Origin of the sequence: Bifidobacterium sp. ESL0728 (assembly GCF_029392015.1) — a bacterium.
Lineage (GTDB): Bacteria > Actinomycetota > Actinomycetes > Actinomycetales > Bifidobacteriaceae > Bifidobacterium.
In genome coordinates, this window is sequence record NZ_CP113925.1 from 1,252,260 (window position 1) to 1,275,692 (window position 23,433).

19 protein-coding genes and 1 pseudogene are annotated in these 23,433 nt (G+C 53.4%); 13 read left to right on the top strand and 7 right to left on the bottom strand.

The annotated features are described in order from the left end of the window. Nucleotides 1-21: 21 nt before the first annotated feature. The 3 genes from OZX67_RS04855 to OZX67_RS04865 are packed head-to-tail and all read right to left on the bottom strand — an operon-like array spanning nt 22 to nt 1,395. Nucleotides 22-222, bottom strand: coding sequence for a helix-turn-helix transcriptional regulator (locus OZX67_RS04855; RefSeq protein ID WP_277144733.1), 201 nt, complete (start codon nt 220-222; stop codon nt 22-24). Continuing rightward, nucleotides 219-779 carry a hypothetical protein gene (locus OZX67_RS04860; RefSeq protein WP_277144735.1) on the bottom strand — a complete coding sequence of 187 codons (561 nt, stop codon included), beginning with the start codon at nt 777-779 and terminating at the stop codon, nt 219-221. The genes OZX67_RS04855 and OZX67_RS04860 overlap by 4 nt, the downstream gene beginning before the upstream one ends. A 46-nt stretch (nt 780-825) precedes the next feature. Beyond that, nucleotides 826-1,395: a hypothetical protein gene (locus OZX67_RS04865; protein ID WP_277144737.1), complete on the bottom strand. Its 570-nt coding sequence runs from the start codon at nt 1,393-1,395 to the stop codon at nt 826-828. Nucleotides 1,396-1,610: 215 nt separating this feature from the next. Here OZX67_RS04865 and OZX67_RS04870 point away from each other — a divergent pair, with 215 nt between their 5' ends. The 3 genes from OZX67_RS04870 to OZX67_RS04880 all read left to right on the top strand — a co-directional run bounded on the left by OZX67_RS04870 (nt 1,611) and on the right by OZX67_RS04880 (nt 3,324). Then, nucleotides 1,611-1,988 (top strand): metalloregulator ArsR/SmtB family transcription factor, encoded by a 378-nt coding sequence (locus OZX67_RS04870; RefSeq protein ID WP_277144739.1) that lies wholly within the window; start codon nt 1,611-1,613, stop codon nt 1,986-1,988. Then, a complete protein-coding gene (locus OZX67_RS04875) occupies nt 1,969-2,778 on the top strand; it encodes an SdpI family protein (RefSeq protein WP_277144741.1) in 810 nt (269 codons plus the stop codon). Before OZX67_RS04870 ends, OZX67_RS04875 begins: the two co-directional genes overlap by 20 nt. 141 nt (nt 2,779-2,919) lie before the next feature. Further along, on the top strand, nt 2,920-3,324 hold the full coding sequence (locus tag OZX67_RS04880; protein ID WP_277144743.1) for a hypothetical protein: 405 nt from the start codon (nt 2,920-2,922) through the stop codon (nt 3,322-3,324). A 35-nt stretch (nt 3,325-3,359) separates the two neighbouring features. Here OZX67_RS04880 and OZX67_RS04885 read toward each other — a convergent pair whose 3' ends face one another. From OZX67_RS04885 to OZX67_RS04900, 4 genes are all read right to left on the bottom strand, one after another. Beyond that, a complete protein-coding gene (locus tag OZX67_RS04885; protein ID WP_277144745.1) occupies nt 3,360-4,283 on the bottom strand; it encodes a LysR family transcriptional regulator in 924 nt (307 codons plus the stop codon). Nucleotides 4,284-4,407: 124 nt separating this feature from the next. Next, entirely contained in the window at nt 4,408-5,151 is a 744-nt protein-coding gene (locus tag OZX67_RS04890; protein WP_277144746.1) for an HAD family phosphatase, read from the bottom strand. A 56-nt stretch (nt 5,152-5,207) separates the two neighbouring features. Beyond that, nucleotides 5,208-7,199 (bottom strand): bifunctional ADP-dependent NAD(P)H-hydrate dehydratase/NAD(P)H-hydrate epimerase, encoded by a 1,992-nt coding sequence (locus OZX67_RS04895; protein ID WP_277144748.1) that lies wholly within the window; start codon nt 7,197-7,199, stop codon nt 5,208-5,210. A gap of 281 nt (nt 7,200-7,480) precedes the next feature. After that, nucleotides 7,481-9,082 (bottom strand): ABC-F family ATP-binding cassette domain-containing protein, encoded by a 1,602-nt coding sequence (locus tag OZX67_RS04900; RefSeq protein ID WP_277144750.1) that lies wholly within the window; start codon nt 9,080-9,082, stop codon nt 7,481-7,483. Nucleotides 9,083-9,454: 372 nt separating this feature from the next. Here OZX67_RS04900 and uvrA point away from each other — a divergent pair, with 372 nt between their 5' ends. The 10 genes and pseudogenes from uvrA to OZX67_RS04950 all read left to right on the top strand — a co-directional run bounded on the left by uvrA (nt 9,455) and on the right by OZX67_RS04950 (nt 23,257). After that, entirely contained in the window at nt 9,455-12,391 is a 2,937-nt protein-coding gene (uvrA, locus tag OZX67_RS04905) for an excinuclease ABC subunit UvrA (protein ID WP_277144932.1), read from the top strand. Nucleotides 12,392-12,555: 164 nt separating this feature from the next. Continuing rightward, nucleotides 12,556-15,252, top strand: coding sequence for an excinuclease ABC subunit UvrC (gene uvrC, locus OZX67_RS04910; protein ID WP_277144752.1), 2,697 nt, complete (start codon nt 12,556-12,558; stop codon nt 15,250-15,252). An 88-nt stretch (nt 15,253-15,340) separates the two neighbouring features. Further along, nucleotides 15,341-16,333 (top strand): shikimate dehydrogenase, encoded by a 993-nt coding sequence (locus OZX67_RS04915; RefSeq protein ID WP_277144754.1) that lies wholly within the window; start codon nt 15,341-15,343, stop codon nt 16,331-16,333. A 131-nt stretch (nt 16,334-16,464) separates the two neighbouring features. Continuing rightward, nucleotides 16,465-17,328 (top strand): annotated as a pseudogene (gene rapZ / locus OZX67_RS04920) (RNase adapter RapZ); the annotation flags it as partial. A gap of 205 nt (nt 17,329-17,533) precedes the next feature. Further along, nucleotides 17,534-18,487 (top strand): DNA-binding protein WhiA, encoded by a 954-nt coding sequence (whiA, locus tag OZX67_RS04925; protein WP_277144756.1) that lies wholly within the window; start codon nt 17,534-17,536, stop codon nt 18,485-18,487. Nucleotides 18,488-18,765: 278 nt separating this feature from the next. After that, on the top strand, nt 18,766-19,971 hold the full coding sequence (locus OZX67_RS04930) for a phosphoglycerate kinase (RefSeq protein WP_277144758.1): 1,206 nt from the start codon (nt 18,766-18,768) through the stop codon (nt 19,969-19,971). 200 nt (nt 19,972-20,171) lie between these two features. Then, complete coding sequence (tpiA, locus tag OZX67_RS04935) at nt 20,172-20,975, top strand: triose-phosphate isomerase (RefSeq protein ID WP_277144761.1); 804 nt, start codon at nt 20,172-20,174, stop codon at nt 20,973-20,975. Between the two features lie 88 nt (nt 20,976-21,063). Continuing rightward, on the top strand, nt 21,064-21,315 hold the full coding sequence (secG, locus tag OZX67_RS04940; protein WP_277144763.1) for a preprotein translocase subunit SecG: 252 nt from the start codon (nt 21,064-21,066) through the stop codon (nt 21,313-21,315). 111 nt (nt 21,316-21,426) lie between these two features. Continuing rightward, nucleotides 21,427-22,266, top strand: coding sequence for an HAD hydrolase family protein (locus OZX67_RS04945; protein ID WP_277144765.1), 840 nt, complete (start codon nt 21,427-21,429; stop codon nt 22,264-22,266). Between the two features lie 193 nt (nt 22,267-22,459). Then, nucleotides 22,460-23,257, top strand: a complete 798-nt coding sequence (locus OZX67_RS04950; protein WP_277144767.1) for an alpha/beta hydrolase — start codon at nt 22,460-22,462, stop codon at nt 23,255-23,257. Nucleotides 23,258-23,433 lie beyond the last annotated feature (176 nt).

The following is a 23,433-nucleotide window of genomic DNA, read 5'->3' on the forward strand; positions in this document are numbered from 1 at the left end:
TTCTGATAGATGAAACACCCGTTATTCTTCTGAACCTGGATCAAAAATATCCTCGATGGTACAGTCGAAGAGCTGAGCCAAGCGAAACGCTAGGGGCAAGGAAGGGTCGAAGCGGCCTTTTTCGATTGAGATGATGGTCTGACGGCTTACACCGACGGCCTCTGCCAATGCTTCCTGTGAAAGATGGAGTTGTTCGCGAAGTTGTGGAAGATCGTTCTTCATTCCGCGTCCTTTTTGCGGAATATGAAATAAGAACAAGTGCCTGTAACGATTCCGACGATTTCAAGTATCAACAGCGCTCCTGCAGCCGTGGTTGCAGGAATAGGTTTATCGTAGAACGCTACCAGCATGACCAATATTACGTTGGCAAACAGTATTCCGATAAGGGCTGCGGCCATAGCTTTTGTACGCCAGGTGTCTTCCACGTTCTCTTCGGGATGAGGGATTGCATCGGTAATGGTTGTTCTGTCTACGAGTGCTATCCAACAGAAGCAAACGCTGCAGCCACCTACCAATATGGCCATCAATATGACAAAAGTCCAATCGTTGAACTGTGTTGGTTTTCTCATTAGAAAAGCCACGGCTCCCGTCAAGAGACCGATGGTGATACCAACAAAGAACGATATGCTCCAAAGTACGACTTTCCCTCCGCCGAAAACGGTTCTGGTGCCGAAAACACTAGTTTTCGGTGAAGTCCGAGCAGGATTCGACATTGTGCCGTGAATTTCCGTTGATTCTTTATGCAGTGCGTCCGCCGGCTTTTGATTTTGGTTGTTCATAAAATCCTCTTTCGCTGTATCAATTGTTTTTTAGAAATATTTTTCATTAAGCATTTTTGAAGCCTAAGTAGGCATATCGGCCTGCGGCTGTGAGGAATCCGATGATCAGACTTACCGCTACAGCGAGATAGGCTATCTTCACGTCAATGGGGTTGGCTGCGAACTTGAGAAGGAAAAGGACCACAAAATTGCTGATGATCATCGCATCGAAACCCCAGCTTTTTGCGCTTTCAAACCATGAATGTTCGATGTTCTCTCCGCTGGAGACTTCGGGGCCGGCGTCCTTCACAGTACGTTTGTCGGCCAGAGTATCCAAAGCAAACATGCTGGCAAGGATTGCAATTCCGACTCCGCTGATGATGCCTGCCACTAATCTGTCTTTTCCAAGGTTGGTGTTGAATAGGAACATGGCTATGCCTATGATTAGTCCAAGGACGCACCCGATGGCGATGGAGGTTCCCCAAAGTGCTGCTTTGTCACCTCCGAAAACGGTGCGGTTTCCGAATTTGCTGGTCTGCGGATGATTTGGTTTTGCCATCTCTACGTTGTTGTCAGCATTTTCTGTAGATTTCTTATTCGTTGCGTCGAATGAAGTGCGATTCTTGATATTCATCATGCCTCCCTTGTCATCCTTTGACTGATTTGCTTGTTTCTATAGTAAAGTAAACTTTACTATGTAAAAGAAACTGTACATTGTTAGTCGAAGACTGTCAATCCTGATGAAATATATTTCAAAATAAGTTGAAATAAAAATATTCGTGATGTAATCTATTTCTATGTTTCAACAGAATTTGAAATATTTGAGTTGTGGAATTGAAGAAAAGAGGGGATATGGGAGTGCAGACCACGTTGTCGGCGCTCGCTGATCCGGCGAGGCGCGAGATTCTTCAGTTGCTGAGGCAACGAGTGATGAACGCTGGCGAGCTTGCGGAAGCTACCGGACTTTCGGCATCGAGGCTTTCGTATCATCTGCGTAAGTTGCGTGAAGCTGAGCTGGTGACGGATAGCCGCGACGGCACGACAATCTGGTACGAGCCGAACTTGACCGTTCTCGACGACACCATCGTCTGGATGAAGGAGCTGCAGCGCAACAATGCCGTTTCCAAGGCTTCCCGATACAAGGCAAAGCCAGCGGAAAAGGGAAACGTCATTCATGCTTCACAAGAAGTGGCAACTGAAACGGTGAGAGATGAGAAAGCAAAGGAATAAGAAAACCAAAGCTCAAAAATCGAGTGAGGATAAATCCACGGATATGGGGCAACCTACCAGCTGGAAAGCGGTGATTATAAGTGCGAAAAACTGGAACATCGCAATGGTGCTCCTTGGCCTGTTGCCGCTCATTGTCTATCTTTTGGCTTTGCCGTATATGCCGGACAACATACCAATGCATTACGACAGTAAGAACCAGCTCGACCGTTGGGGAAGTAAATACGAGGGACTCTTTATCTCTTTGATTGCGTTGATTTTTTGCGCGATCTGGCTAGTGTGCGAGATTCCTCTTGAACGTTCCGTGCGCAAACAGGCGAATTCGGATATGAGTTCGAAAACAACGGTGCGTGCGTGGATCATGGGTGGGTGCTGTGTATGCCTAATGTCCAATATCATGAACATTTGGATTATCGCTGATGCCTTCAGCAAAGGAGGGGTTGACTCCGGCATACCGTTGGAGCCGATTATGAACGTGGTCACAGGTCTGGCGTTCATCATTTTCGGCAACATCATGCCGAGCGTAAAACCGAATGGATGGTCCGGTATGCGCCTGCCTGGAGCTTTCAAAAGCCGCGAGTCTTGGCGTCGTTGCCAGCGTTTCGGCGGGTTTGCGTTCATCATCGGCGGCATTGTCCTGATTTCCGCAGGTCTTTTCCTGTATTCGTCCCGTTTTGTCGACATGTATGCTGTCCTTGTTGTCGGTTTGGCGATAGTGGTGACATTCGCAATCTACAGCGTCTACGCCGGAAAGAAATACGGTGATGTAGGAGGAAAGATAAACCGTAAGTAACTTTCGGCGAAGCAGCTACTCGGAATTATTGGTATCCTCAATGGCTTTATTGCCAACCCCTTGCTCTAAAGTACTGAAACGTATGGGTTTCCGGTTTGGAACCCAAAATGCTTGAGAGGGGGCCTCACCATGGGAATAGCCATGACGCGTAAGGAAAGTTTGGCGTACGACAACCTTAATATCACGCAGGACACCAAGACCATGGATGAAATTGATACGATTGCGCGTAACGTCAAGGTCGACGATGCCTCGCGTCAGGCTGCCGATGAATATTGCCAGTTGCTCGACAAGCACCATGCATGGGGGCTGTGCTTCAACGGATACGCGAATGCTGCGGGGTATGGCTATGTGTATGAACCCACGATGGCGGTTGCGGCTGACGGCTGGGATGCTCAACCGCAGTTCCGCAAACTCAGCAGAACCGCTCAATTGCTTGTGGTTCTAAAATCTTTTCAGTCGGGCCACGACATCGATCGGGAATCAGGTCGCAATTTCCTGAAGAACGAATTCGGCATCGTCATCAACGACGATTTTCGCTTTAACTGAGTTTCCTGTCTGAAGCGGCGAACAAGTCAATCAGCTTATTCGATCAGCTTGTAGCCGTGGCTGGCAATGACGGACTTGAGTTTGGCGAGATAGCTTTCGGCGGCGTTGGAGAGGTTGGCGCGCTCGTTGGTGATCCAACCGAGCAACATCGTCTCATCGGTATCGAGCGGAACGGTGACGATCTTCTCGTTGTTGAGATCGCCGTTGTCGATGCCGGTGCACACCGTATAGCCATTGAGCCCGATGATAAAGTTCAAAATCGTGGCACGGTCGGTTACCGTGATGAGTTTGGGGGAGTCCTTGGGCCAGACGGCCTCCTCCGCGAAGTAGAAGCTGCCTTCCTCGCCCTGCTCGTACTGGATGAACGGGTAAGGCTTGAGATCGTCCATCGTCACTATTTTTTTGGTAGCCAGAGGGTTGTTCCGTGAGATGAAGACGTGCAGTGGTGCGCGGAAGAGCGGATGAAACTCAAGGTGCTTGCCGCGTAGCAGTTTGCCGATGACGTCTTTGTTGAAATCGGAAAGATAAAGAATACCGATTTCGGAAAGCATATTCGCGACCTGGTCGATGATGTCGCGCGTACGTGTCTCGCGGATGGTGAATTCGTATTCATCAGATTCGATGGAGTTGATCATTTCCACGAACGCTTCGACGGCGAACATGTAGTGCTGGGTGGAGACGCTGCACAGCTGCTTGCGCGGCTTGGCGTGCTTGTAGCGTTCCTCCATGAGTTCGGCCTGGTCGAGCACCTGACGTGCGTAAGTGAGGAATTCCGCGCCATCTACCGTCAGCGCAATGCCTTGCGACGAGCGGGTGAAAATTTCGATGCCCATCTCGTGTTCGAGTTCCTTGACCGACGAGCTCAGCGCGGGCTGGGAGACATACAGCTCGTGAGAGGCCTCGTTCATCGAGCCGCACTCCACGATCTTGACGATATATTTCAGCTGCAGCAGTGTCATATCCAAAGTTTATAACAAAGTGTGTATCGGGCAAGTTAACTTATAACGATTTTTGACATGGCAATCCACATGAAGACTTGATGCGAAGATGGCTGTAACGGTCGCGGCTAAGTTCAGATTAAGCTCAGATTTTTACGCCCAGCCTTTGTAACTCGTCTCGGGCTTGCGTTGCATTATTGAATCGAATCCCATTGATGCCAATGGCTTTTGCGCCATCTACATTGGCCTGCGTGTCGTCGAAGAACACGGTCTGGGCCGCATTGAGATTAAAACGGTTCAGGGCAAGATTGAAAATATCGGCATTCGGCTTGTGCATTTTCTCGATGCCGGAAACAACGGTGCCTTGCAGCAGAGGTTCGAGTTGCGGAAACTTTTCAAAGACCACATGGAATGTCTCTTGAGACCAATTCGTCAACCCCCATACACCGTATCCGGCGTTGTTCAGATCGACAAGCAGCGCTTCCATACCATCGATGATTCCTGATATCGAATCCTCATAATGGTCGATATAGTAACGGAACGCTTGCGCAAGATTACTGCCATAGTTCTTTTTGTACTCTTTGATGACCGAGACGGAAGGTTCGCCGCAATCCATACGGGATTCGGCTTCGAAGAAACCTAGTGAGTCATCAGCGCCATTCGTATTACGTGCGTTGCAAAGTTCGCTCACCAGGGATTCGGGGAAATGACCTTCAAGACAGGGACGATAATCAAGACGAAGGAGCACGTCACCGTAATCGAAAATAACATCGGATATGGGACTTTGCGGAACATTTGCCTGGCCTTTTGAGCCGCCTGGAGCATCGGCAATTACTCTGAACGGTTTTGGCGATGCCTTCATTTTCATATTTGCAAAGATTTTGTTCATGCCCGCAAACCCTTTTCGATGGTTTCCTTTTTGCTAATGGTTATCCATGCTTTTAATCATTGGATATTTCTCATCAGTTTACTAATAGCATTTGGCAATGCCGCGATGATATCGGTTGCCACAATCGGATGGCCCGGCCTACCTTCTGGCGCAATGGTGCCGTCCGCATCGAAAATCTCAGGCGGTTCCCAACCATGCTGGTCACTTTCCGAGGCCAAACTGGCAGCGTAACCGTGGATGTAGCTGGCGCTGGCGGCGGTCATGATATCCATGTTCGGATCGTGTTGCAATTGCTCTTCGCCTTGTTGTGCCAGCATTCCGGCCATGACGCCCGCAAGCACGTCGCCGGCTCCTGCGGTCGCCAGCCATGCTGGCCCGCTGCCGGAGATGTAGGTTGTGGTCATCTTGCTCGTGCCATCCGCGTTTTCCGGGCCCGCTTCAATTCCGGCAGGCAGACCAGTCAGGTTGGCATCGCCGACAACGATGGTCACCGCGCCCTTGAGCAGCACGGTCGCGCCGGTCAGTTCATGAGCCCGTTTGGCCCAGCGCCAAGGTTCCCCAATAACGGACGCGGTATCCACATCTTCACCTCGAAGGCGCAGCAATGCCGCAAGTTCGGCGGCGTGCGGAGTGATGATAACATGCGCCGGTACACGTTTTGGCAACAGGTCGAGAGCGCCGGCATCAACGCAGATCGGCGGCATGGTCCAAGGTTCACTGTCGTAATCGATATTTGGATCGGCATTACTCCAGACGATTCCGGCTCGTTTAGACTTGTATGACGTTTCTCCTTTATTCAGATCATGAACTGGAATTTCAGTCTCATCCGTGGTCTTGGAAACATTCTCATCCGGCAATGCATAATGTTTGAGCAGTGCGGCAATGGCTTCTCGTTGGCCGTCAGGGCCGTTCACGCTGTGCCTGCCTGTATTTTCATTCTCGGCATTGTTCGTAGCTTCAGCCGTAGGAACGCCGGAGCCGACGGCCCAAGCCTCAACGCGGCCTTTGCCAATCACGATTTCGGGATTCTTCCGCAACACCATATCGGATGCGTTCACAGGTCCCAAGTAACGTACCATGCCGATATTGGAACGGACAGCAGCACCGGAGCTCAGTACGGCAGCACCCGGATATTTTGCCGATCCGGTAATCAGCCCGACAACGCCTCTTGAATACTTGGAATCGGTTGGTTTTGGCAGTCGTATCATGCTGCCGGCAGTGTCATCGATAGAGAAAACGACGGGATAAGCGCGAGTGATATCGAAACCGAAATCGACCAAAACAGTCCGGCCGCAGGCAAAACTTGCAGGAGGCAGCATAGCGCAGGGTTTCATCGCCCCGAACATCACCGTGACATCGGCCGGAATGTAGCTGCCCGGCAGGGTCCCGTCGTCCACTCCGACACCGGAAGGCGTATCGATGGCGACCACAAGCGGCTTTTGTTCCTGTTCGGCATTGGCAACAAACTGTGGCTTGTCAGGCTCTGTCCCATCATCGTTGGTCGGGTGGAGGATATTCGCCATCGTCGCGGCAGGTCCTCGCAAGGCGCCTTTCACGCCGATGCCGGTCATCGCGTCGAGAATCACATCGGCCTGTTGCGTCAGTTCGATGGCAGCTTGTAGCCGTTCTCCCGCTTCGCCTGCACTGAAGCCAGAGGATACGCCAGGAATGTCAGCATCCGGATTGACAATCAGCAGCCTACCGCCGCTGCGGGTGAAGGCAAGCAGACCTTGCAAGTGCAGTGATTTACCGACGGCGATGGCTGTGACCTGAGCTCCGGTCCGAGCCAATTGCGCTGCGGCAAAGAGACCATCCCCGCCGTTGTCTCCGGCACCCGCAAGCAACACGACTTTAGCTTCGGCTATATCGACATCGTGTTCGTCAAGCAGCTCGGCGGTAATCCTTGCAGCCGCCGATGCGGCCATGCGCATCAGCGGAACACCCTGATCGAGGAGCGGACGTTCCATGCCCCTTACGGTTTCGACGCTGTAGGCCCGTCGCTGCAGCAACGATTTACGCATCAGTTCCGTCATCGTCACTTCGTCCATGTCGACCTCCTGTAACCCTCAATGTCTAACTCGATGTTACCTTAGCGCGGCCACATGGAGTCGTGATGACTGTAACCCGCTGTAATTAAGTCACTAACTTTTGGTCGGCGGCTTATTTATATCGCATTGGAATAATGGCTACATAACTGGGCTGATTGCGTTCATCGCCGTCCCGATTATCCTGAAATGCAACAATTCCGCAATGAATAAGTCGACTGGTATTCGTCGGCGGCCGATTCATCGCGGAATCAAGGCGATCAGGAATCAAGCTTGGCGTACGGCTACTCTTCGGCCACCAGATCCAGATAATCGTCGCTCCACAAATCCTCGTCGCCGTCCGGCATCAGCAGCACTCGTTCGGGGCTGAGCGCCTTGACCGCGCCTTCGTCGTGGGTAACCAGAATGATGGCGCCCTCGTACTTGGCGATGGCCTTGAGGATCTCGTCGCGTGAGACCGGGTCGAGGTTGTTGGTTGGCTCGTCGAGCAGCAACACGTTCGCACGCGAGGTGACCAATGTCGCCAGTGCAAGCCTGGTCTGTTCGCCGCCGGAAAGCACCTTGGCCGGCTTGAACGCGTCGTCGCCGGAGAACAGGAAGCTGCCCAAAATCGAACGGGCGTGGGTGTCGTCAAGGTCGGGGGCGACGTGCTGCAGGTTCTCAAGCACGGTCGCATCCATCTCCAATGTGTCATGTTCCTGTGCGAAATAGCCGATTTTGCAGCCGTGGCCATAAACGACCTCGCCGGTATCGGGCTTGTCTTCTCCGGCCAGAATGCGCAGCGTTGTCGTCTTGCCGGCGCCGTTGTAGCCCAAAATAACCACGCGCGAGCCCTTGTCGATGGCCAGATTGATGCCGGTGAAGACGATATTGGAGCCGAAGGCCTTGGAGATTTCCTTGGCCATGATCGGCGTCTTGCCGCAAGGCGCGGGCTCGGGGAAGCGGATGTCGGCCACCTTCTCCTGTCGTTCGGCCTCGCTGGTTTCGCTCAACAGTCGTTCCGCGCGACGCATCATGTTCTGCGCGGCGACGGCCTTGGTCGCCTTGGCGTGCAGGCGGATGCCCTGCTTCATCAGTCGTGCGGCCTTCTTCTCGGCCACCTCGCGTTCGCGCCGGCGACGTTCCTCGTCCACCACGCGCTGCTTCAAATAGGCCTTCCAACCCAGCGAATACATGTCGATCTGGGCGGTCTGCGCGTCCAGATGCCAGACCTTGTTCACCACTTCGTCCAGCAGTTCCGTGGAGTGGGAGATGACGAGGAAACCGCCCTCGAAGCGCTTGAGATAGCCACGCAGCCATTCGATGGAATCCGCGTCCAAATGGTTGGTCGGTTCGTCGAGAATCAAGGTATCGGCGTCGGAGAAAAGGATTCGTGCCAGTTCTATGCGTCGTTTCTGTCCGCCGGAAAGCGTTCCGATCTGTTGCTGCATTACGTCGTTGGGGAGGCCGAGGCTTGCTGCCATCGAAATCGCTTCGGACTGAGCCGCGTAGCCGCCTGCCTTGTCGAAGGCCTGCATGGCCTTGTCATACTTGTCCATCGCCTTTTCCATGACCTTCGGATTTTCGTTGGTCATTTCCTTCTCAGCCTTGCGCATACGTTTGATGATGCTGGCGATGTCGCGGGCACTCATCATGCGATCGAGCGCACTTTGCTCGGGATCGTCGGCGTGGGTGTCCTGCGGCAGGTAGCCGAGCTTGCCGGAGACACGCACCTTGCCGGCCGTGGGAAGCAGGTCGCCGGTAATGACTCGAGTGAGGGTGGTCTTGCCGGCGCCGTTGCGCCCCACGAGGCCGATCTTGTCGCCTTTGCTCACGTGAAAATCAGTGGGATTGAGCAGCGTCCGTGCCCCGATCTGAATTTCCAGCCCTTGCGCCTCGATTGCCATACCTTATTACCCATCCTGTTTGCTTTACGAAATTGCGGCAAAATATACCAACATGCCATCATAGCGACACGTCTGCTTTTAGAGAAGCAATAGGGTATATGGCGTAATTTCAGTTCGTGCAGGACTTTGATTTCCGCCAATAACAAAGTTGGAGAATTATGCGGCTACTTTATTGATTGATATTTGAGGATAGATACAGATTCGGCCAATATGATTGCGAGTCGAACAATTGTTCGAACCGTCCACTATGATGGGTTATCCTACAGTGGAGCATTTGGTATCAAGCGGAGGTAAGCATTGGCAACAGCATCGACGGCGCATAAATCAAGGAAAGCCGACGATTCGTCGGCAAGTGTCGTGGCGCAGAAGTTGATGGACAGCGATTCATTCCTGTCCCAGGAGATTGCGAAAGCACCGCTGCGCAAGACAGGCAATTCGCTGGTGGCGGACATCTCGCATATTCCCAGCGATCTGAAGATCACGATTCAAGGCGCTCGCGAGCATAATCTCAAGAACGTCGACCTTGCCATTCCGCGTAATCGCATGGTGGTATTCACCGGGCTTTCCGGTTCCGGCAAGTCCTCGTTGGCGTTCGATACGTTGTTCGCCGAAGGGCAGCGCCGTTACGTCGAATCGTTGAGTGCCTACGCCCGCCAGTTCTTGGGGCAGATGGACAAGCCTGACGTCGATTTCATCGAGGGCTTGAGTCCGGCCGTTTCCATCGACCAGAAGACCACCAACCGCAATCCGCGTTCCACGGTCGGCACCATCACCGAGATCTACGATTATCTGCGTCTGCTGTTCTCCCGTACCGGTATCCCGCATTGCCCGATTTGCGGCGAAGTCGTCAGTGCCCAGACACCGCAGCAGATGGTCGACATTCTGATGAAGAAGCCGGAAAAGACTCGTTTCCAGATTCTGGCGCCGGTCGTTCGCGGGCGAAAAGGCGAGTTTGAGGATCTGCTTGAGCTGTTGCGTGGCGACGGATATTCGCGAGCGCTCATTGATGGCAAGATGTGCCAGCTTTCCGACGACATCAAGCTGACCAAGCAGAAGAAGCACACCATCGAGGTCGTGGTCGACCGCTTGGTCATCAAGGACGGCATTCGCCAGCGCCTCACCGATTCCATCGAGACAGCGTTGAAACTGGCTAAAGGTATCGTGGTCATAGATTACGTTGATTTGGACGAGAAGGATCCGAACCGTCGCGAACCATTCAGCGAGAAACGCTCCTGCCCGAACGGCCATCAACTCGAACTCGACGAGATCGAACCCCGTACGTTCTCCTTCAACGCCCCGTATGGTGCCTGCCCCGATTGCGACGGCATCGGCTACAAGCTGGAGATCGACCCTGAGCTGGTCATTCCCGACCCGAGCAAATCCTTGAACGAGAACGCCATCGAGCCTTGGGGTATGACCAAGGGGACCGGCGAATATTATCGGCACGTTCTCGAAGGCCTAGGGGAGGAGATGGGCTTCAGCCTCGATACTCCTTGGAAAGACCTGCCTCAAAAGATTCAGCATGCCATCATGTACGGCCATGATTTCAAGGTCAAGGTCTCGTACCGCAACCGTTGGGGACGTTTGCGCGAATACAGCACCGGTTTCGAAGGCGTGGTGCGCACGCTCATGCGTCGCCATGATGAAACCGATTCCGATCAGATGAAGCTGTATTACGAGTCGTATATGCGTGAGGTTCCCTGCCAGACCTGCCAGGGCAAGCGTTTACGACCTGAGGTTTTGGCGGTCACAGTCGATGGCAAATCCATCGCCGATGTCTGCGATATGCCGGTCGAACGCAGCCTCAAATGGGTACGTTCGTTGAAACTTGAGGGTTCGGCGGCACTCATTGCCGGGGAAGTGTTGAAGGAAATCCGTTCGCGTCTCGGCTTCATGAACGATGTCGGGCTGAATTATTTGACGCTGTCCCGTGCCGCCAAGACGCTTTCCGGTGGCGAGGCGCAGCGCATTCGTCTGGCGACCCAGATTGGCAGCGGCCTGGTCGGCGTCATGTACGTGCTTGACGAGCCTTCTATCGGCCTGCACCAGCGCGACAACGAACGGCTTATCAAGACCTTGCATCATCTGCGTGACCTCGGCAACACGCTGATTGTGGTCGAACACGATCAGGAAACCATTGAAAAGGCCGACTGGCTGGTCGACATCGGCCCCGGTGCCGGCGAAAAGGGTGGCGAGGTCGTCTATTCAGGTCCGGCTGCACATGTCGTCGACGCACCGCGTTCCATCACCGGCGACTACATCGCCGGTCGTAAAACAATCGAAGTGCCGAAGAAGCGTCGCAAAACCGATAAGAACCGGCAGCTCAAGGTTGTCGGGGCGCGAGAAAACAACCTTAAGAACATCAATGTTTCGATTCCTCTGGGCGTCATGACCTGCATCACCGGTGTTTCCGGTTCTGGCAAGTCGACACTTATCAATTCGATTCTTTATCCGTCGTTGGCCGATAAACTCAACGGCGCGCGCATCGTTCCTGGCAAGCACACGCGCGTCGAAGGCATCGAGCAGTGCGACAAGGTCATTCACGTCGACCAGAACCCGATCGGACGCACTCCGCGAAGCAACCCCGCCACCTATACGGGTGTGTGGGACAAGATTCGTCAGCTTTTCGCCAAGACGCCTGAGGCACAGGTGCGCGGCTACGGTCCCGGTCGTTTCTCGTTCAATGTGAAGGGCGGTCGTTGCGAGGCATGCCACGGCGACGGTACCATCAAGATCGAGATGAACTTCCTGCCTGATGTCTACGTGGAATGCGAGGAATGCCACGGCAAACGCTACAACCGCGAGACGCTAGAAGTGAAATACAACGGCAAGTCGGTCGCCGATGTGCTTAACATGCCGATTTCCGAAGCCGCTGACTTCTTCAAGGCATATACGGGCATCTCCCGTTATCTCGACACCTTGGTCGATGTCGGCCTCGGCTATATCCGTCTTGGCCAGCCAGCCACCACGCTTTCCGGCGGCGAATCCCAGCGTGTGAAACTCGCCACCGAGTTGCAGCGTCGTTCCACCGGCCGTACGGTCTATATCCTGGACGAGCCGACCACCGGTCTGCACTTCGAGGATGTCCGCAAACTGCTGCAGGTGCTGCAAGGACTGGTCGACAAGGGCAATACGGTCATCGTCATCGAGCACAACCTTGACGTGGTCAAGTCAGCGGACTGGATCATCGACCTCGGCCCCGAAGGCGGCGACGGCGGTGGTACCATCGTCACCCAAGGCACGCCGGAACATGTCGCCAAATGCGAAAAGAGCTGGACGGGCAAGTATCTCGGTCCTATGCTCAAGTGAATTCGTTGTAGCGAAGCTCAGCGGGTAAGGTCAGATATGTCGATGTGCTATCGGCTTTATCAAGGTGTGTCCATTTCAGAGTTTCCGGCATGACGGGCATTTGACGAGAGCGGTGCGAGCGATAGTGATAAATACTATCGAATGATAGTTCTGAAAGGTAGGCAATGGCGGTAACGACTGAGGGTCAGAAAGACGGTGGAAGCATCGGCTGGCGCAAGACGACGCGCAAGCTTGGGGACACCCGAGACCTGTTCCGTCCTGCCACCGGCGACATCCCCACCGATCCAGGCGTCTACAAATGGCGTGACGGTGACGGCAGGGTCATCTATGTCGGCAAAGCCAAGAACCTACGTAACCGCCTCACTTTCTATTTTCAACCCCTGAGCGAACTGCACCCACGTACACAGAACATGGTGCTGACCGCTCGCAGTCTCGAATGGACCGTTGTCGGCACTGAGCTCGAAGCACTTACCCTCGAATACACATGGATCAAGGAATTCGATCCCCGGTTCAACGTCGTTTTCCGCGACGATAAGACTTATCCGTATCTGGCGGTTTCCCTCGGTGAAGAGTACCCGAGAGTATGGGTGACTCGTAACCGTAAGCGTCGCGACACCCGATATTTCGGCCCCTACGCGAAGGCGTGGGATCTGCGGCAGAGCCTTGATAAATTGCTCAAGGCCTTTCCGGTGCGCACCTGCACCAAGGCCGTATTCAATCGCGCGCACATGACCGACCGGCCTTGTCTGCTTGCCTCCATAGGCAAGTGTTCGGCACCATGCGTCGGTCGTATCAGTGCGGAAGACCACCGGCGTATGTGCGAACGGCTGGTCGGCGTACTTACTGGTCGTTATGGTACTTCCTTTATTGCCGGCCTCACTAAGGAAATGAAACAGGCCAGCGATGACATGGAATTCGAGAAGGCCGCCCGCCTGCGCGATCAGATTTCCATGCTGAAAACCGTTTCCGAGCAAAATGCGGTTGTCTTCGATCAGAATGTTGATGCTGATGTGTTCGGCATGGAATCCGACGAGCTTGAAGCCTCGGTCCATGCGTTCTTTGTCCGTTCCGGTTCCATCCGCGGCGAACGTAACTGGAGTGTCAAACGTGTGGAGGATATCGACGATGCTGATTTGATATCCGACCTCATTACGCAGGTTTATTCCGACCTGATGGGGGAGACGGACAGCCAGGCCAGCACTCCGCTGAACCTGCCGAGCAATGGCGAGGAATTGTTGGAACAGAATGGCGACGGATCGAAGAATGTTGATACAACCGATAACGAATCCGCCACCGAAAACACATTGAACCATTCGGATGATGAGGGAAAGTGGTCTAATTCGGATTCGGGATCTCACGTCGGTCAGGCCGATTCTTCCGTTACTGGAAATGTGCCGGATTCAAATGATCGGACAGCCATCGATGATTCAGTTTCAACTCCCGTTCCTGAATCGGCCAGTAATGCCATCCATATCGTTGAACGCCGAGATGCGCTGGGGGCGACCCAAAGCATCACCGCAACCGACAGCCTTTCTCGCGCCCAAGCGACCCATATTCGACGCGAACGCCAGATGCAGACCGGCCGTAGCGATTTGCTGGCCCCTATCGCCCCTGTACCCCGTGAGGTGCTGGTGCCGATCGAGCCCGCACGTCGTGATGAGTTGGAAGAGTGGCTTAGCGGCCTACGCGGTGCGGCCGTCACCATTCGTGTGCCCAACCGTGGCGAGAAAAAGACGCTCATGGACCGTGCCAACAGCAATGCGAAACAGGCGTTGCAGCGTAGCAAAATGAGCCGTATCAGCGACATCGGCGCACGAACGCAGGCCATGAACGACGTGGCCAAGGCGTTGGGTCTCGCAGAATCTCCGCTTCGCATCGAAGGCTACGATATTTCCAACACCATCGGCGGCATCTATCAGGTCGCCTCCATGGTGGTTTTCGAGGACGCGATAGCGAAGAAATCCGAATACCGTAGGTTTGCCATTCGTGGCAAGGACGGCAAGGGCGCGCTAGACGATTTGAGCGCCATGTATGAGACGCTCACCCGCAGGTTCCGTCACGGCAATATCGCCGGTGACACCGGTGAAAGCATTGATAACGAGAAGCGTATTGAAGAGGCTCAGGCAATGGCACAGAGCACAACAATACAATCCAGAAATGCTGCAGAAACCAAAATTGACGTGTCCGTTTCTAACGAAAACGATGGGATGCCATCATCTCTGACGATGCTATCGAATCAATCAGGTGAATCCCAAGAAAATGGTCATAACGACAATAATGTTCATCAGGATTCGATAGAACGTGAAACAAACTCCGGAGTCGCAGGTCTGACCAGCGCAGATACCGTCGTGCAACAAGACACCCACCCGCGCCATTTCGCTTACAAACCGAACTTGATCGTGGTCGACGGCGGCAAACCGCAGGTGGAAATCGCAGCTAAAGCGTTGAAAGACTGTGGTGTTGATGATGTAGCGGTCTGCGGCTTGGCAAAGCGGCTCGAAGAGGTCTGGATACCGGGGGAGGACTACCCGCTCATCCTCAAACGCCAGTCCGAAGGCATGTACCTTTTGCAGCGCGTCCGTGACGAATCGCATCGCTTTGCCATTACCTACCACCGAAAGTCCCGCCGCAAAGGCGCCCTTCGTTCGGCCCTTGACGACATTCCTGGTATCGGCCAAAGCTACCAGAAGAAGCTGCTGCGTGCTTTCGGCTCGGTAAAGGGCATACGCAAGGCCAGCCTCGAGGATTTGGAAAGCGTCAAAGGTGTCGGCAAGGCCAAGGCGGAAGCTGTTTATACCGCCCTCCACAAGGGTTCCGATGAGGAGAAAACACCATCGGCGACCAAATCTCGGACAGATTGAGTGCCAAAAACGACAAAATACCTTATAAACAAACCAGAACAGACAAGTCAGGAAAGCCGAATGAAATCGACGAAAGGAGCATCAATCGATGGGCAATGAGATACGTCATCGTTGTGCGGTTTTGGGCAAGCCGATAGCCCACTCGCTTTCGCCGGTGCTGCACAATGCGGCCTACAAGGCTCTCGGGCTCGATGATTGGCGTTATTCCCGCGCTGAAGTCGGCGAAGACGAATTGGATGGTTTCCTCAGAACAGTGGATCCTTCCTGGGCTGGCCTGAGCCTCACTATGCCGTTGAAACGGACGATCCAGCCGTATGGAACACCCAGCGATACCTGGTCTCGCAGGCTTTTAGTGGCCAACACCGCCGTTTTTTCATGGGTTGATGGCGTGCCCAAACCGAATATCAAACTGTATAACACCGACGTCGAAGGTATCGTAAAGGCTTTTTCCCATTGCTGGAAGTCTTCTCAACCCCAACCGCTTACCGCAATTAGTCAGTCTGGTAAGCCTACTGATACAGCCAATAAAACCATTACTGAAAACTCGAAATCTCAAGGTGCAAAAGCTGTCATCCTTGGCAATGGCAACACCGCGCTTTCGGCTTTGGCTGCCTGTACAGAAATCAAAGTTCCAGAGTCAGGTGAAGTAACCCACGTAACGGTATGTGCTAGGCATCAACACGAAAACGATCCGATGGAGCAACTGGCGGACTCGCAAACCGGCCTTCGCTATCAACAGGTCCCGCTTTCCGAAGCCTACGAATATCTGCAGGAAGCGGATATCGTCATCAACACCATACCTGCGAACGGTGCAGACGAAACAGCCGAGAAATTGGCCGAAGTCCTTGCCGGTCCAGCCAGCGTCTTCCGCTGTGGAACTCTTCTTGACGTGGTTTATGATCCTCGTCCGACCAAACTTATGCAGGTCTGGCGAAATGGTGGGGGAACGGCCATCGGCGGCGAGGAAATGTTGCTTTACCAAGCGATAGCTCAGGTACGGTTGATGACGGCAGGGGCGCATATCATGGAGACGATGGATTTTGAGCAGGCGATGAGAAGCGCCTTACAGGAGGCACTGTGATTTCGGAAACGCAAGGACCGGACGAAACCGGAACCAAGGTCGAAAAGAAGGCCCCTGCAACCGCAACAAGAGAGTCAGGAAGCAACGCGTCGCCGCAGAAGGCCAAAGACGAGCCCAAACCCGCCAAGGAATTCGAAGTCATGCTTATTACCGGCATGAGTGGGGCTGGCCGTTCCCACGCCGCCGATTGCGTTGAAGACATGGGTTGGTATGTTGTCGACAACCTTCCTCCGAAACTGCTGATTCCGTTGGTCGATATGATGACCTCTTCCGGTTCGAAAGTTCATAAGCTGGCAGCGGTCATCGATGTGCGTTCGCGTAGCTATTTTGATGATCTTTCCGCCGTTTTGAGCCATCTGGACGATCTGGGCGTGCGCACTCATATTCTTTTCCTCGATGCCAGTGACAAGGTGCTCGTGCAACGTTACGAGTCCGTTCGCCGTCCACACCCGCTCCAGCACGGCAACCGTCTCATCGATGGCATTCGCGAGGAGCGTGAGCTGCTTTCGAATCTCAAGGAACATGCGGATACCGTCATCGATACCTCCAGCCTCAGCATTCATCAGCTTTCGACGAAACTGTATGAGGCATTGCTCGGCAGCGGTGCAAAAACCGTTTCCGTCCATATTTTCAGTTTCGGCTTCAAATACGGGATTCCGCTTGATGCGGATTTCGTCGCTGACGTGAGGTTCCTGCCCAACCCTTATTGGGTACCCAGCCTGCGTGAATTGAATGGCAACGATCAGCCGGTCAGCGACTATGTGCTTTCAAACGAAAGCGCGAAGGAATTTCTTGATGCGTACGAGAAGGCCATCATGGTGGCCATCAAGGGTTACGCTCAGGAAGATAAGCATTATGTCACAATAGCTGTTGGATGCACCGGCGGGCAGCATCGTTCCGTTGCGATCAGCAATGAGCTGGCGCAACGGTTCCGCGCTCATGGGCTTAGTGTGACGGTATCCGCAAGAGAGTTGCACCGCCATGAACGACGATAGGATTGAGGATGGTTGTCAGTCATTTTCGGACAGATGATTGACGTACGTATCTGACGATAAACGTGAAAATAGGCAAGTGGAAGTAAAACGATAGATTCTTGTCCAAGTCATTCGCTATCACAGATAGCCGTGGCATTGCGTGAGATGACTCCGTTTAATGTTCCAATTACACTTACATGAAGAACGGGAAGTAGGAGGTTGGGCTTTGGCTCTTCTGAACGAGGTCAAAAGCGAGTTGGCAAGCGTGGAGACGGACCTGCCGGCCGCGAAAATGGCGCAAGCCGCGACGATGATGCGGTTCGGGGGAGGACTGCGTCCTGTCGGCAACAAGGCTGTCATCCGTGCACAATTTGATTCGCTCGAAGCGACCGAATGGCTTCGCAAGACCATCGCGCATTATTTTCAGCGTGAAGCTAAAGTCACCAAAATCAGCAGGCAGACCCCCAACGGGATTGTGCAACGTTACGATTTGCTCGTCGAGCGTGGCGCTACTGCGCTTGCCCTTCAAACGGGATTGCTCGATCGTCGTATGCATTTGGTCGAGGGGCTTCCGGCAGAGGTGATCAGCGGCAATATCGCACAGGTCAAGGCCGCTTGGCGTGGTGCCTTTCTTGCTCGTGGCATGATTTCCGATCCAGGCAAATCGAGCTACCTTGAAATCATCTGTCCTTCGCATGAAACCGTTACAGCGCTGCAAGGCGCGGCCCGTAGGCTTGGTATCTCGGCTCAGGCTCGTAAGGTTCGCAGCTCCGAACGCATTACGCTACGTGATTCGGATTCCATCGAACGCATGTTGATGCTCATGGGGGCACCACGCTCGGCTCGTGAGTGGACCGGCAAACGTACCGATGGCGAAGCACGCGGCAAGGCCAATCGCCTCGCCAATTTCGACGATGCGAACATGCGTCGCAGTGCCAAGGCAGCTGCCGAGGCCACTCAGAAGGTCAAACAAGCCTTTGAGATTCTTGGCGATGATATTCCTGAAAACCTCAAGGCCGCCGGCGATCTGCGACTCCAACATACGGATGCCAGCCTGGAAGAGCTTGGTCGTCTTTCAAACCCGCCGATCACGAAGGATGCCATTGCAGGTCGTATCCGTCGCTTGCTGCAACTTGCCACCAAGACGAAAAAGGCGCAGGAACAACAACAAAACGAATAGAAGGACTGCCATCAAGCGGGATGGCCTCTTTGCGACAGATAACAATTACGAAACAGACCTCTTTCACTGTCGGATAATAACGTATAAATATTGATAAAATAGTTGTCGTTAGCGCTCACAAATTAAGCTGCATTTTCAGGAAAATCCCAGCAAAAATCAGTGTTCTTGTTGGGCGAGGACGCTACCATTGCAAGTGACATAGGTCACAACTTTGACTCTTATCTGGGTCGGGGAAAACTGTTTTCCGGCCGTGACGATTTTTCAAGGAAAGGATACTAATGAGGACACTCAAGGATTTAGGAGATCTCAAGGGCAAGAAAGTTCTTGTCCGCGCTGATTTCAATGTGCCGCTGAAGGGCACCACCATCACTGACGACGGTCGTATCCGCGCCGCTCTGCCGACTATCAAGGAACTGCGTGCCGATGGTGCGAAGGTCATCCTGATGGCTCATCTCGGCCGTCCGAAGGGCAAGGTCGTCCCCGAGCTTTCGCTGGCACCAGTTGCCAAGCGCTTGGGCGAGCTGCTCGGCGTCGATGTGACGCTGGCCAACGATACCTACGGCCCGGATGCCCAGGCCAAGGTCGCCGCCATGAAGGACGGTGACGTCGTACTGCTGCAGAACGTTCGTTACAACCCTGAAGAGACCAGCAAGGATGACGCCGAGCGCGCCGCCTATGCCAAGAAGATTGCCGCTTTGGGTGATGTCTTCGTTTCCGACGGCTTTGGCGTCGTGCACCGCGCTCAGGGCTCAGACTACGATGTGGCCGCCGATCTGCCGAGTGCAGCCGGCAAGCTCATCGAGAAGGAAGTCAAGGCCCTCTCCCGCGCCACCGAGAACCCGGAGCGTCCGTTCACTGTCGTGCTCGGCGGCTCGAAGGTCTCCGACAAGCTCGGTGTCATCGAGAACTTGCTGAAGAAGGCCGATCGCCTCTTGATCGGCGGCGGCATGGCCTATACGTTCCTCGCGGCCAAGGGCTACGAAGTCGGCACCTCCCTGCTTGAGAAGGACCAGATCGAGACAGTCAAGGGCTACATGGAAGAGGCCAAGAAGAACGGCGTTGAGCTCATTCTCCCCGTCGATGTCGTGGTCAACAAGGGCTTCCCGGATGGCAACACCCCCGTGAACCCGCAAATCGTCGATGCCGACAAGATTCCTTCTGACATGATGGGCCTTGACATTGGCCCGAAGACCCAGAAGCTCTTCCACGACAAGATCGTCGATTCCAAGACGGTCGTGTGGAATGGCCCTGCAGGCGTATTCGAGGTCGAGCAGTTCCAGGCCGGTACTAGGGCCGTCGCCCAGGGCATGGTCGACGCGACGGCCAAGGGTGCCTTCACCATCGTCGGCGGCGGCGATTCCGCTTCCGCGGTGCGCAACCTCGGCTTCCCGGAGGATGGCTTCTCGCACATCTCCACCGGTGGCGGCGCCTCCCTCGAGTTCCTCGAAGGCAAGACTTTGCCAGGCCTTAAGGTGCTTGAGTAATCGATTCGAAAATGTTGACAGTGCATCGCCTCATCGGTGAGTAGCCGAGGTACGCTACACTGATAACAGGAATGTTTGCGGACATGCCGTTTGGTATGCCCGCATTCTTTTTGCAAAGGGTTGTTGTAAGGCTCACTAGGGGAGTCTTTTCAGCAATTAGACGCAGATAAACCGTAATTCCGTGGTTGGGAAGGAAAGCAATGTCCTCTGCACGTATTCCGTTGGTGGCAGGCAATTGGAAGATGAATTTCGATCATCTTGAAGCCACGTATTTCGTGCAAAAACTTGCATGGCTTTTGCGTGACGCCCATTTCGACTATAAACGGGTCGAGGTCGCATTGATGCCGACGTTCACTTCGATTCGCAGTGTCCAGGTTTTGGTCGAGGCGGACAAGCTCAAAATCAATTATGGTGCACAGACCGTTTCAGTGACCAATCAGGGCGCATTCACCGGTGACGTCAACGCCGATATGCTGGCCCAGCTCGGTTGCAAATACGTCATTGTGGGCCATTCCGAACGGCGTAAATACCATCCCGAGGACGATGCCAACATCGTCGATCAGGTTCGTGCAGTGCTCACAGCCGGCATGCAGCCGATACTTTGTGTAGGCGAGAGCATGGAGGAACGACGCAAGGGTATTGAGCTTGATTTCGCGGTCGGCCAGGTCCACGACGTCACCCGCGATCTTTCCGACGAAGAAGCGGCCAAGCTGATCATCGCCTATGAACCGGTCTGGGCCATCGGCACCGGATTGGTGGCGACCCCGGCCACAGCTCAGGATGCAGCTAGGGCCATCCGCAGCAATCTCTATGAGACATTCGGTTCCAAGGTATCGGAAGCTGTTCGCATCCTTTACGGCGGTTCGGTCAATTCGAAGAATGCGGTTGAACTCATCAGTCAACCAGACGTCGACGGATTCCTCATCGGTGGTGCCTCGCTCAATGCGGACGAACTTGCGAAGATCTGCCGCCTTACGTTGAAAACCGTGACTTCTTCCCGCTGATTAATTGCGGATTAATGGGACATTTTCCGTACTTTGCGGTATAGTAAATAATTAGTGTTTTTGAACTGGAGGTTCAACTGTGTCGACAATGGCAATCGTCAAGCTGGTTCTGCAAATCATCCTTGTTATCTTCAGTGTTTTGTTGACGCTGCTGATTCTCATGCACAAAGGCAAGGGCGGTGGCCTCTCCGACATGTTCGGCGGCGGTCTGACCCAGAACGCAGGCACTTCCGGCGTTGCAGAAAAGAACCTGAACCGTTGGACGATCATCATCGCTTTGCTTTGGGTAGCGATTATCATTGCGCTAGGTCTCATGACCAAGTTTAACCTGATTAAGTGATTTTTTAGACATTCACGAGATGCGTTTCATGATTGGTTTCATGAAACGCATTTTTGTATCTTATGATATTTTTGTATCTTAAAAGCCGCAACCGAAAGCTATGAGGAATATATGGCAAGTACTGATTTATCGGCAGGCGGCAAGCTGCTGGTTGTCGATTTGGATCTGACTGCGTTGTGCGGTGACGAATACGCGCAGCGGTGGCTCTCGGAATATAGCGAGAAGGCTTTTGAGACCGCACATGAGGCCGGTAACATAGTGATGGTGGCAACGGCCAGGCCGCCAATGACTTCTTTCGATTTGGTTCATCGTATCGGCGCTTCGGCGTGTGCCTACCATAACGGTGGCATCGTTGACTTGGATTCTGAACATTCCTCTTTACAGGAGTTGAGTAATGATCAGAGTATTGAGAATAGCAATATTCTGCGGTTCGGGGTTCCGGTTGAGCGGTGCGTTGAAGTTTGTCGCCAGTTGCTTGAACAGATTCCAGACTTGAGAATCGGCATCGAATTTAACGACACCCGCTATACGAATTTTGATTTGACCGATGTCTGGCCGGCCCAAGAATATCAGTTGACAGACTTCAGCGATATGCCGTCAGGCATGGCGCAAAAGATCATGATGTTTCCTACCAACGAGCAACGAGAGCTGGTAAGGTCTTTAGTCCCAGATGACATGTCCTTACTGATTTCCGAAGATGATCTCTGGCTGCTGATGAATCCCAAAGCCACAAAACGCAACGCCATGAATCTGGCCTGCCAACATTTCGACATCCCGATTTCGGATACCATCGCTTTCGGCGATGACCTGATTGATATGGACTTGCTACAACACGCAGGTTGCGGTGTGGCTGTTGCCAACGCCAAACCCGAGGTCAAAGCCATTGCTGATGATATTTGCCCGTCAAACAACGATGAAGGTGTAGCTCAATGGATTGAGCAACATTGGTAAATGTCTTGGCAGGTTTCGATGATAACCTCTTCTACGCAAAATATCGGAAACAGATAAAATCGGTAATAGAATGTACTAGTTCTGCAAACGAATGAAACGGGAAACAGGTAACGGTATCCAAGTGATTCGGTATACCTATATTGGCTTGATTATTGTGTTGCTGAATATGGATGTAAGTAAGGGGAGTAGTTATATGGCTGTGCAGCCTGAAGCGTATACGGTTGTCAAAGGGGAGGGGATGCCCATTGTTATAGCTCACGGCATGGGCGTGGATCATCGCTCGCTGATGATGCTTGACAATGCTTTCTCTGAAGGCACACAACGCGTTTATATGGATTTGCCGGGCTATGGTCAGACTCCTGCCTTGCCGGGTGTCGGAGGATTGCCAGAACTCGCCGAGTGGTTCATGAACGAAGTAAACGAGTTGGTCGGCAACAAACGCTTTGCGTTGCTCGGCAATTCCATGGGTGGAGCGTTGGTCAGAGACACACTTTCACGCGAACCAAAGCGAATCGCTGGCGTTGCCTTGATTGCGCCGGTTGTTGATCCGGTATTGTCACATCGTCATCTGGCCGAGCACGTTATCAGCAATGCGAATCCTGATTTAACCCATAATTTGCCACAGGACAAGGTTATTGATTTCGTCACGATGGGCGTCAACCAGTCCTTCGATGCATGGAGGCGTTACCAGCGCTATATCCTCCCCGGAACCAAGCTCTGTGACCGCGATGCCAACGCCAAACTAGGTCAGCGTTATTGGCTTGACGGTGACCCCGAGCAGCGTCTGGGAACCTACACCGGTCCGACGCTCATCGTCACCGGCAAAGAGGATCAGGTGGTCGGCTACGAAGACCAAAAGGCCCTGCTCCCGCACTATCCAAATGCCGTTTACAAGGTTGTCGATCCAGCTGGCCACAACATCCACATCGACAACCCCGAAACCCTGAAACCCCTCCTCACCGAGTGGTCTACTAAGCTGTTGAATAGTTAGTTTTAATTGGTTCCGTTTATAGTTACAACCGTGGAGGTCGACAGATAAACTTTCACGGGACACTTTGGCTGAGCCGTGAAATGGACAATCCTGTGGATTATCCATAGGCGAAGTGAGCACGATTTACGAGCGCAAAACTGAAATTTTGATTTCAGTCGGTCAAGCCTACGCCCGAG

Bases quoted from the DNA above. Each gene is read 5' to 3' on its own strand.
- OZX67_RS04855 (WP_277144733.1), bottom strand. From the start codon at position 222: ATGAAGAACGATCTTCCACAACTTCGCGAACAACTCCATCTTTCACAG.
- OZX67_RS04860 (WP_277144735.1), bottom strand. From the start codon at position 779: ATGAACAACCAAAATCAAAAGCCGGCGGACGCACTGCATAAAGAATCA.
- OZX67_RS04865 (WP_277144737.1), bottom strand. From the start codon at position 1,395: ATGATGAATATCAAGAATCGCACTTCATTCGACGCAACGAATAAGAAA.
- OZX67_RS04870 (WP_277144739.1), top strand. From the start codon at position 1,611: ATGGGAGTGCAGACCACGTTGTCGGCGCTCGCTGATCCGGCGAGGCGC.
- OZX67_RS04875 (WP_277144741.1), top strand. From the start codon at position 1,969: ATGAGAAAGCAAAGGAATAAGAAAACCAAAGCTCAAAAATCGAGTGAG.
- OZX67_RS04880 (WP_277144743.1), top strand. From the start codon at position 2,920: ATGACGCGTAAGGAAAGTTTGGCGTACGACAACCTTAATATCACGCAG.
- OZX67_RS04885 (WP_277144745.1), bottom strand. From the start codon at position 4,283: ATGACACTGCTGCAGCTGAAATATATCGTCAAGATCGTGGAGTGCGGC.
- OZX67_RS04890 (WP_277144746.1), bottom strand. From the start codon at position 5,151: ATGAACAAAATCTTTGCAAATATGAAAATGAAGGCATCGCCAAAACCG.
- OZX67_RS04895 (WP_277144748.1), bottom strand. From the start codon at position 7,199: ATGGACGAAGTGACGATGACGGAACTGATGCGTAAATCGTTGCTGCAG.
- OZX67_RS04900 (WP_277144750.1), bottom strand. From the start codon at position 9,082: ATGGCAATCGAGGCGCAAGGGCTGGAAATTCAGATCGGGGCACGGACG.
- uvrA (WP_277144932.1), top strand. From the start codon at position 9,455: ATGGACAGCGATTCATTCCTGTCCCAGGAGATTGCGAAAGCACCGCTG.
- uvrC (WP_277144752.1), top strand. From the start codon at position 12,556: ATGGCGGTAACGACTGAGGGTCAGAAAGACGGTGGAAGCATCGGCTGG.
- OZX67_RS04915 (WP_277144754.1), top strand. From the start codon at position 15,341: ATGGGCAATGAGATACGTCATCGTTGTGCGGTTTTGGGCAAGCCGATA.
- OZX67_RS04930 (WP_277144758.1), top strand. From the start codon at position 18,766: ATGAGGACACTCAAGGATTTAGGAGATCTCAAGGGCAAGAAAGTTCTT.
- tpiA (WP_277144761.1), top strand. From the start codon at position 20,172: ATGTCCTCTGCACGTATTCCGTTGGTGGCAGGCAATTGGAAGATGAAT.
- secG (WP_277144763.1), top strand. From the start codon at position 21,064: ATGGCAATCGTCAAGCTGGTTCTGCAAATCATCCTTGTTATCTTCAGT.
- OZX67_RS04945 (WP_277144765.1), top strand. From the start codon at position 21,427: ATGGCAAGTACTGATTTATCGGCAGGCGGCAAGCTGCTGGTTGTCGAT.
- OZX67_RS04950 (WP_277144767.1), top strand. From the start codon at position 22,460: ATGGCTGTGCAGCCTGAAGCGTATACGGTTGTCAAAGGGGAGGGGATG.